The organism is Ideonella azotifigens (assembly GCF_006519715.1).
GTDB lineage: Bacteria > Pseudomonadota > Gammaproteobacteria > Burkholderiales > Burkholderiaceae_C > Ideonella > Ideonella azotifigens.
Genome location: NZ_VIDT01000160.1, coordinates 1 through 9,538, shown reverse-complemented (window position 1 = coordinate 9,538; position 9,538 = coordinate 1). Strand labels below are relative to the sequence as shown.

5 protein-coding genes are annotated in these 9,538 nt (G+C 67.8%); 2 read left to right on the top strand and 3 right to left on the bottom strand.

All coding sequences use genetic code 11. The annotated features are described in order from the left end of the window. Together FKP22_RS12145 and map are read right to left on the bottom strand one after the other, a co-directional pair. Window positions 1-2,240: [protein-PII] uridylyltransferase (locus FKP22_RS12145; protein ID WP_141287753.1), on the bottom strand; the 2,240-nt coding region annotated here is incomplete at its 3' end. Between the two features lie 9 nt (window positions 2,241-2,249). Next, window positions 2,250-3,053 carry a type I methionyl aminopeptidase gene (gene map, locus FKP22_RS12140; protein WP_141287752.1) on the bottom strand — a complete coding sequence of 268 codons (804 nt, stop codon included), beginning with the start codon at window positions 3,051-3,053 and terminating at the stop codon, window positions 2,250-2,252. Between the two features lie 149 nt (window positions 3,054-3,202). Between map and purL the strand changes: the two genes are divergently transcribed. After that, window positions 3,203-7,240 carry a phosphoribosylformylglycinamidine synthase gene (purL, locus tag FKP22_RS12135; RefSeq protein ID WP_141287751.1) on the top strand — a complete coding sequence of 1,346 codons (4,038 nt, stop codon included), beginning with the start codon at window positions 3,203-3,205 and terminating at the stop codon, window positions 7,238-7,240. A gap of 298 nt (window positions 7,241-7,538) precedes the next feature. On the opposite strand, the gene FKP22_RS12130 is transcribed toward purL, so the two are convergent. Beyond that, window positions 7,539-8,678 carry an AI-2E family transporter gene (locus FKP22_RS12130; RefSeq protein WP_233446835.1) on the bottom strand — a complete coding sequence of 380 codons (1,140 nt, stop codon included), beginning with the start codon at window positions 8,676-8,678 and terminating at the stop codon, window positions 7,539-7,541. A 336-nt stretch (window positions 8,679-9,014) separates the two neighbouring features. Between FKP22_RS12130 and FKP22_RS12125 the strand changes: the two genes are divergently transcribed. After that, a partial coding sequence (locus FKP22_RS12125) for a glycosyltransferase family 2 protein (protein ID WP_141287750.1) occupies window positions 9,015-9,538 on the top strand: 524 nt, incomplete at its 3' end.

Here is a 9,538-nt window from a genome sequence, read left to right as displayed (position 1 = left end):
GCCAGCGGGTTCACGACCTGGAAAGTGTCCAGCGCGTAGCCGGTACGCGTGGTGTGCACCTTGGCATCCTGGATCGAGAAGCCGGTGCTGTCGAAATAGCCGCAGATGCGGGCAAACAGGTCCGGCCGGTCCTGGGCATAGACCAGCACCTGCAGCCCTTCGCCGATGGGCGAGGGCCGGGCCCGGACGATGGGCTTGTCCGTCGCCAGGTGGCGCCACAGCGAGCGGGCATGCCAGGCCACTTCCGAGCCGTCGTGCCGCGCGAAGTAGCTGACCTCCAGCGTGGCCCACAGCGGCTCCTCGGTGCCCGGCAGCGCCGAGTGCAGCGCGAGCAGGTGGCGAGCCTCCTGCTTGCGGGCCTCGATCTCGGCGTCCGCGTTCGGCGCCGCGCCGCCCAGCGCACGCAGCGTGAGCCGGAACAGGTCTTCCAGCAGCTTGGCCTTCCAGGCGTTCCACACCTTCGGGCTGGTGCCGCGGATGTCGGCCACCGTCAGCAGGTACAGCGCGGTGAGGTGGCGAGCGTCGCCCACGTGGCGGGCAAAGGCGGCGATCACGTCCGCGTCCGACAGGTCTTCCTTCTGCGCCACACGGCTCATCGTCAGGTGTTCGCGCACCAGGAATTCGACCAGCGCGGCGTCGGCCTTGTCGATGCCGTGGTCGCGGCAGAAGCGCCGCACCTCGGTGCCGCCCAGCTCGGAATGGTCGCCGCCGCGGCCCTTGGCCACGTCGTGGAACAAGGCTGCGATGTAGAGCAGCCAGGGCTTGTCCCAGTTCGCCGCCAGCTGGGCGCAGAACGGGTATTCGTGGGCATGCTCGGGAATGAAGAAGCGGCGCACATTGCGCAGCACCATCAGGATGTGCTGGTCCACCGTGTAGACGTGGAACAGGTCATGCTGCATGCGGCCGACGATGGCCCGGAACACCCACAGGTAGCGGCCCAGCACCGAGGTCTGGTTCATCAGCCGGAAGGCGTGGGTCTGGCCCTCGGGCTGCTGCAGGATCTCCATGAACAGCGCGTGGTTCACCGGGTCGCGCCGGAAGCTGCTGTTCATCACGTTGCGGGCGTTGTAGAGCGCGCGCAGCGTGCGGGCCGACAGACCCTTGATGCCGGGTGTCTGCTGGTAGATCAGGAAGGTTTCGAGGATGGCATGCGGACTGTCCAGGTAAAGGTCGTCGCGGATGACCTCCAGCATGCCGGCCCGGTCGAGGAAGCGGGCGTTGATCGGCCGCATCGGCGCCGTCTCCGAGCCCATGATGCGTTCCTCGATGTTCAGCATCAGGATCTGGTTCAGCTGGGTCACCGCCTTGGCGGCCCAGTAGTAGCGCCGCATCAGCACTTCCGAGGCGCGCTCGTTGCCGGTGCCGTGGTAGCCGAAGCTCTCGGCCACGGCGGTCTGCAGGTCGAACACCAGCCGGTCTTCGCGCCGGCCCGCCACCAGGTGCAGGCGCGCGCGGATCAGCTTCAACGTGCCTTCCTGGCGCTGCAGCTGCTTGACCTCGAACTGCGTCATCAGCCCCTTGGCCGCCAGCTCGCCCCAGGTCTTGCCCAGGCCTGCGGCGCGGGCCACCCACATCACCACCTGCAGGTCGCGCAGGCCGCCCGGGCTTTCCTTGCAGTTGGGCTCCAGCGAGTAGGGCGTGTCTTCGTACTTGACGTGGCGCTGGCGCATTTCCAGCGCCTTGGCGCGCAGGAAGGCCACCGGGTCCATGGCTTCGTCGGTCGCGCGGCGGAAGCGGGTGAACAGGCGGCGCGGGCCGCAGAGGAAGCGGCTTTCCAGCAGCGCCGTCTGGACCGTCACGTCATTGCGGGCTTCGCCCACGCATTCGTCCACCGTGCGCACCGAGGAGCCGATCTCCAGCCCGATGTCCCAGCAGCCGGTGATGAAGTCCGACACGCCCGCCTGGCAGGCCGGGTCGGCCTCGGCACCGGCCGGCAGCAGCACCAGCACGTCAATGTCGGAATAGGGGCACAGCTCACCACGCCCGTAGCCGCCCACCGCCACCAGCACTGCGCCCCGCGGCAGGCAGGACTGGAACCACAGCTGGGCCAGCGTCGCGTCCACATGCCGGGCCAGCGCCCGTGCCAGTCGCGCTGCGCTGGTGACCGTGGGCCTGGCCTCGCGGAAATGGGTCAGCAAGGCCGCCTTGCCGTCCTTGAAGCGGCGGCGCAGCTCGGCCACCGGCACGGCGGCCTGCGGCGGGATCGGCGGCTGGATGACGGACTCTAGGACTGCAGACATCCGGTTTGTTCAGCCGTTGACGAAGGCCGGCGGGGGCGGGCTGCCTGCGGAAACCGTCAGCACTTCATAGCCGGTCTCGGTCACGACGATGGTGTGTTCCCACTGGGCCGACAGCGAGCGGTCCTTGGTGACGATGGTCCAGCCGTCCCCGGCTTCCTTGATCTCGCGGCGGCCGGCGTTGACCATCGGCTCGATGGTGAAGACCATGCCTGGCACCAACTCTTCCAGCGTGCCCGGGCGGCCATAGTGCAGCACCTGCGGCTCCTCGTGGAACTTCAGGCCGATGCCGTGGCCGCAGAACTCGCGCACGATGGAAAAACCCTGGTTCTCGGTGAAGGTCTGGATCGAATGGCCGATGTCGCCCAGGCGCGCGCCCGGCTTGACCTTGACAATGCCCTTCCACATGGCCTCATACGTCAGCGCGCACAGGCGCTTGGCGGCAATCGAGCCTTCACCCACGACGAACATCCGGCTGGTGTCGCCGTGCCAGCCGTCCTTGATGACGGTGACGTCGATGTTGACGATGTCGCCATTCTTCAGCGGCCTGTCGTTCGGAATGCCGTGGCAGACCTGGTGGTTGATCGAGGTGCAGACCGACTTTGGGTAGGGCGTGTAGCCCGGCGGCTGGTAGTTCAGCGGCGCGGGAATGCCACCCTGCACGTTCACGATGTGGTCGTGGGCCAGCTTGTCCAGCGCTTCGGTCGTGATCCCGGGCTTGACGTACGGGGTCAGCATGTCCAGCACTTCCGAGGCCAGGCGGCCTGCGACGCGCATGCCTTCGATGTCGGCTGCGGATTTCAGGGTGATCGTCATCCACTGATTATCCCATCGCATCGTAAAATGCCGGGTTTCCACGGGCGCAACTGGGGAACCAAGTCAGCAGATGGTGGGCATTCCTGCCGCTGGCTTTGTCACCAGACCCCGCAACCCGCGCCCGCACCGCCGCCAACCGACGGAACCCCATGTCCACAGCTTCCAAGCACCTGATGCACTTCGAGGGCGGCAACGCCCTTTCCGCGTTTCGCGCCGCCGCTTTGCTGCCGGCCCTGCAGGCCGCATGCCCGCGCATCGCTGGCGTGTCCGCCCGCCATGTGCACTGGGTCTGGAGCGACGCCCCGCTGGCGGCCGACGCGCACCAGAAGCTGGCCGAGCTGCTGACCTACGGCGACGCCTACGAGGCGCAGGCCGAGGGCGAACTGATCGTCGTGCTGCCGCGCCTGGGTACCGTCTCGCCCTGGGCCTCGAAGGCGACCGACATCGCCCACAACTGCGGCCTGCCGATCCACCGCGTCGAGCGCGTGACCGAATTCCGCCTCACGCTGAAAAGCGGTTTGATGAGCACGCTGACCGGCGGCAACAAGCCGATGACGGCCGATGAGCGTGCGGCCTGTGCGCTGCTGCTGCACGACCGCATGACCGAAAGCGTGGTCTTCGAGCGCGAAGCCTCGCAGCACTTGTTCGACGACAAGGCCGCCGAGCCACTGGCCCATGTGGACGTGATCGGCCAGGGTCGCGCGGCCTTGGTCAAGGCCAACAGCGAATTCGGCCTGGCGCTGTCCGACGACGAGATCGACTACCTGGTGAGCGCCTTCACCACGCTCAAGCGCAACCCCAGCGACGTCGAGCTGATGATGTTCGCCCAGGCCAACAGCGAACACTGCCGCCACAAGATCTTCAACGCCGAGTTCCGCATTGACGGTGAGGCCCAGCCGCTGTCGATGTTCGGCATGATCCGCAACACCGAGAAGCTGAACTCGCAGCACACCATCATTGCGTACAACGACAACGCCGCGGTGATGGAAGGCGGCCCGGTCGAACGCTGGCTGCCTGAATCCTCAACTGCGGGTTTCACCGACGCCCCGAAGTACGGTGCTCGCGAGGAAACCGCGCACGTGCTGATGAAGGTCGAGACGCACAACCACCCGACCGCCATCTCGCCGTTCCCCGGCGCCTCCACCGGTGCCGGCGGCGAGATCCGCGACGAAGGCGCGACCGGCCGTGGCGCACGCCCCAAGGCGGGCCTGACCGGCTTCAGTGTCTCCAACCTGAACCTGCCCGGCACCAATGAGCCCTGGGAACAAACGCCCTACGGCAAGCCCGAGCACATTGCCAGCCCGCTGCAGATCATGACCGAGGGCCCGCTGGGCGGGGCAGCGTTCAACAACGAATTCGGCCGGCCCGCGCTGGGCGGCTACTTCCGCGTCTACGAGCAGACCGTGGGCGAGGGCGCAGACGGCAGCGAAAACGCCATCCGCCGCGGCTACCACAAGCCCATCATGATCGCCGGCGGCCTGGGCATGATCTCGGACGGCCAGACCAGGAAGCTGCCGTTTGCCGCCGGCACGCTGCTGGTGCAGCTGGGCGGCCCGGGCATGCGCATCGGCATGGGCGGCGGCGCCGCCAGCTCGATGGCGGCCGGCACCAACACCGCGTCGCTGGACTTCGACTCGGTACAGCGTGGCAACCCCGAGATCCAGCGCCGCGCGCAGGAGGTCATCAACCACTGCTGGAGCCTGGGCGAAGGCAATCCCATCGTGGCGATCCACGACGTGGGCGCCGGTGGCATCTCCAACGCCTTCCCGGAGCTGGTGGACGGCGCCGGCAAGGGTGCGCGTTTCGACATGCGCCAGGTGCCGCTGGAAGAATCCGGCCTGGCGCCCAAGGAAATCTGGTGCAACGAGAGCCAGGAGCGCTACACGCTGGCCATCGACCCGTCCAAGCTGGCGCTGTTCGAGCAGATGTGCGAGCGCGAGCGCTGCCCGTTTGCCATCGTCGGCGTGGCGACTGACGAGCCCGAGCTGATCCTCGAAGACGGCCCCGGCGGCGAGCGCGTGATCGACATGCCGATGGACGTGCTGCTGGGCAAGCCGCCCAAGATGCTGCGCGACGTGAAAAGCGTGGCCCGCCAGCTGCCCGCGTTGGATCTGACCGGCGTGCCGCTGGAAAAAGCCGCACGCGACGTGCTGCGCCACCCCACCGTGGCCAGCAAGCGCTTCCTGGTCACCATCGGCGACCGCACCGTGGGCGGCATGAACCACCGCGACCAGATGGTCGGCCCCTGGCAGGTGCCGGTGGCGGACTGCGCCGTGACGCTGGCCGACTACAAGGGCTTCCGCGGCGAGGCCATGAGCATGGGCGAGCGCACGCCGCTGGCCGCACTCGACGCACCGGCCTCCGGCCGCATGGCCGTGGCCGAGGCCATCACCAACCTGCTGGCCGCGCCGTTCGAGCTGAGCCGCGTGAAGCTCAGCTGCAACTGGATGGCCGCCTGCGGCGAGCCGGGTGAAGACGCTGCGCTGTACGAAACCGTCAAAGCCGTGGGCATGGAACTCTGCCCGGCGCTGGGCATCTCGGTGCCGGTCGGCAAGGACAGCCTGTCGATGCGCACCCGCTGGCAGGACGACGGCCAGACCAAGCAAGTGGTCGCGCCGGTCTCGCTGATCGTCACCGCCTTCGCCTCGCTGGAAGACGTGCGTGGCACGCTGACACCGCAGCTGCAGGACGGTGACACCACGCTGATCCTGGTCGACCTCGGCCAGGGCCAGGCCCGCATGGCCGGCTCCATCCTGGCGCAGACGCTGCAGCGCTTCGGCGACAGCGTGCCGGATCTGGACGACCCCGCGCTGCTGAAGAACCTGGTCGCCGCCATCAACGCGCTGCGCAGCGAGGCCAAGCTGCTGGCCTACCACGACCGCTCGGACGGCGGCCTGTGGGCAGCAGCCTGCGAAATGGCCTTTGCCGGCCGCCGCGGCGTGAGCCTGAACGTGGACATGCTGGTCACCGAAGGCGACGGCATTTCCGACAGCCGCGCCGAGATGGGCGACTCGAAGAACTGGGCCAGCCAGGTGAGTGGCCGCCGCGAGGAACTGACGCTGAAGGCGCTGTTCAACGAAGAGCTGGGCGCGCTGATCCAGGTCAAGACCACCGACCGCGACGCCGTGCTGGGCACGCTGCGCGCGCATGGCCTGTCCAAGCACAGCCACGTCGTCGGCAAGACCAACGACAAGGGCGTGATCGAAGTCTGGCGCGATGCCAAGAGCCAGTTCAGTGCGCCGCTGGCCGAGTTGCAGCAGCAGTGGGACGAGGTCAGCTGGCGCATTGCACGCCAGCGCGACAACCCCGTTTGCGCCGACAGCGAACACGCGCTGGCCGGCAGCGGCGACGCAGGCCTGCACCTGTCCTTGACCTTCGACCCGAAGGAAGACGTGGCCGCGCCATTCATCCTGAAGAGCACCACCCGCCCGAAGATCGCCATCCTGCGCGAGCAGGGCGTCAACAGCCACGTGGAGACCAGCTACGTCTTCAACCTGGCCGGCTTCGACGCGCACGACGTGCACATGAGCGACCTGCAGAGCGGCCGCGCCAGGCTGGCCGACTTCAAGGGCTTTGTCGCCTGCGGCGGCTTCAGCTATGGCGACACGCTGGGCGCCGGCGAAGGCTGGGCCCGCTCGGTCATGTTCAACCCCAAGCTGGCCGAAGACTTCGAGGCCTTCTTCGGTCGGCAAGACACTTTCGCGCTGGGCATCTGCAACGGCTGCCAGATGATGGCGGCGCTGTCGCCCATCATCCCCGGCGCGCAGGACTGGCCGAAGTTCACGCGCAACAAGAGCGAGCAGTTCGAAGGCCGGCTGGCGATGGTCGAGGTGCTGGAAAGCCCGTCCATTTTCTTCCAGGGCATGGCCGGCAGCCGCATGCCGATTGCTGTCGCCCACGGTGAAGGTTTTGCCGACTTCTCGCAACGCGGCAACGCGGGAACCGTGAAGCGCGCCATGCGATGGGTCGACGGCAACGGCCAGCCCACCGAGGTCTACCCGCTGAACCCCAACGGCAGCCCCGACGGCCTCACCTCCGTCACCACCGCCGACGGCCGCTTCACCGTGCTGATGCCGCACCCCGAGCGCGTGTTCCGCAATGTGCTGATGAGCTGGACCGGTGGCCCGGTCGACGAGCTGAGCCCGTGGATGCGCATGTTCCGCAATGCCCGTAAGTGGGTGGGCTGAAAGCCTGGTGAAGCCTGAGCGAGATCAGGCCGCCGGGGCGTATTGCTCCGCTCATGTCCTCCGACCAGGCTGCGCCTGCTCTCCCCCTTTACTTCGCTGCGCAACACGCCCCACCGTCCTGATCCGGCACGGGTATTGGCTGTGCGACGGTCGCCAAGTCCAAGCCTTTGCAGGCAAGGGCGTTGGGTGACTGCTGAAGCGAAGTAAAGGAGGAGACTGGGCGCAGTCCAGTCGGGGGAGCGGAAGCAGTTACCCAATGCGTCTGCACGCACCAACCGAAGCAGGACATCCCTGAACTTCAGTTTCCCAGCAGTTCCCCCGCTGGGTGCAGCCCCTTCACCGAGTCACAAAACACCTTCACGATCATCAGGATGGGCACGCCGAGCAGCATGCCCCACACGCCCCAGAGCCAGCCCCAGAACAGGATGCCGATGAAGACGGCCACGGGGTTCAGGCGGCTGGTGCGGCTGGTCAGCCAGGGGGCGAGCAACTGGCCGGTGATGAAGCGGATGCCGAGTGACAGGCCGGCGATCAGCAGGGTGGATTCCAGCGTGCCCAGCTGCATCAGCGCGACCAGCGCCGCGCCGCCGGTCACCACCACGGTGCCCACGTAAGGCACCAGGTTGCAGACGGCGGCGACCAGGCCCCAGACCGCCGCGTGCTGCAGTCCAGCGGCCCAGAAGGCCAGGCCGGTGGTGAGGCCGACGATGGCGCTCAGCACCAGTTGCACCATCAGATAGCGTTGGACCTGGCGCACCACTTCGTCCAGCGCCTGCACGGTGACCTTCTTGTGCGTCAGCGTCGGCCCGGCGAGGCGGACCATCTTGCGGCGGAAGTTGGTGCCGGAGGCGAGCAGGAAATAAGTCAGCAGGCAGACCGCGGCGGCCTGGCCGCCCAGGCCGAGCAGGCCCAGCGTGCCGGTCCACACATAGTCCTTGACGTTGAACTTGGGCTTGACCGTCTGCACCATCAGCACGCCCTTGGTGTTGGCGGCGCTGGCGGTGAGGGCGTTTTCGTCAGCGGCCTGCTCCAGCTGGGCCGCAGCCTTCTGAACACGTTCCAGCGCGCCGGGCTCGTTGCTGTGGCGGGCCTTCAGCGTCTGGCGAAGCTTCTGCGCGGCCTCGGGCAGCGACTCCATCAGCTGCGACGCGTCGTCGGCCAGCGCGTAGCCGGTCCAGCCCAGCCCGCCGACGATGGATGAAACAACCAGCGCGGCGCCCAGCCAGCGCGGCAGCCGCCACCTGGCCAGCCGCGTCACCACCGGCGACAGCGCGTAGTTGAAGATCACGCTGAACAGCACCGGGATGCACACAGCCGCTGCCCAGTGCAGCGTGTAGATGCACAACAGCGTGGCCATGATGGTCAGCGCCGCGGAAGGGCCGGTCGGCCGCCAGCGCGGCGGTGCCACCTGCACATCGACGTGGGCAGGCACCGGCACGGACAAGGTGGCCGGTTCAAGTTCCGCAGCGGGTTGTTGTAGCAAGTGATCCTCCGGCGAACAGCAGGCACGGCTGCGGCCAGGAAGGGACGCTGCCGATGCAGTCGTGGGTTGTTGGCCACGCGACCTTGCGAGGCTACGCCCCGGCGGTCGGCTTTCAAGTCGGCCAGACCGCGCAACGCTTGTAGGCTCAGTCCGATGACGGCCGCGGCACTGCCTTCGCCGCAGCAGTAGGGCCCAGCCTACGCAAAGGCCCGCCTGCGGCCGACGCTGGGAGACAGGCCGCGCTTTGATACTCGGTCCCGTCTGGCCGCCGGTCAGTGGTTGGAGAAGCTCTTGCTCGCTGTCATCGTGCCTGCGCACAACGAAGAGGCTCACCTGGATGCCTGCCTGGCCGCGCTGCGGTTGGCCACCGCCTGCCCCGAGCTCCATGGCGAGCCCGTGGCCTTGATCGTGGCGCTGGACAGCTGCAGCGACCGCAGCGAAGCCATTGCGCTGCGCCACGGCGCCGAGGTCATCGCGGTTCAGGCACGCAACGTCGGTGCTGCCAGGGCTGCCGGTGCGATGCGTGCGCTGTCGCTCGGTGCCCGCTGGCTGGCCTTCACTGACGCCGACACCCTGGTCGCGCCCGATTGGCTCAGCACCCAGCTGGATCTGAATTGCGACGCCGTTTGCGGCACCGTGGCCATCACCGACTGGGGCTTGCACTGCGAGGCAACCCGCCGCCACCACGACGCGCTCTACACCGACGCCGATGGCCACCGGCACATCCACGGTGCCAACCTCGCCGTCAGTGCGCGGGCCTATGTGGACGCAGGCGGCTTCCCGCCGCTGGTCAGCAGCGAAGACGTGGCGCTGGT

Bases quoted from the DNA above. Each gene is read 5' to 3' on its own strand.
- map (WP_141287752.1), bottom strand. From the start codon at position 3,053: ATGACGATCACCCTGAAATCCGCAGCCGACATCGAAGGCATGCGCGTC.
- purL (WP_141287751.1), top strand. From the start codon at position 3,203: ATGTCCACAGCTTCCAAGCACCTGATGCACTTCGAGGGCGGCAACGCC.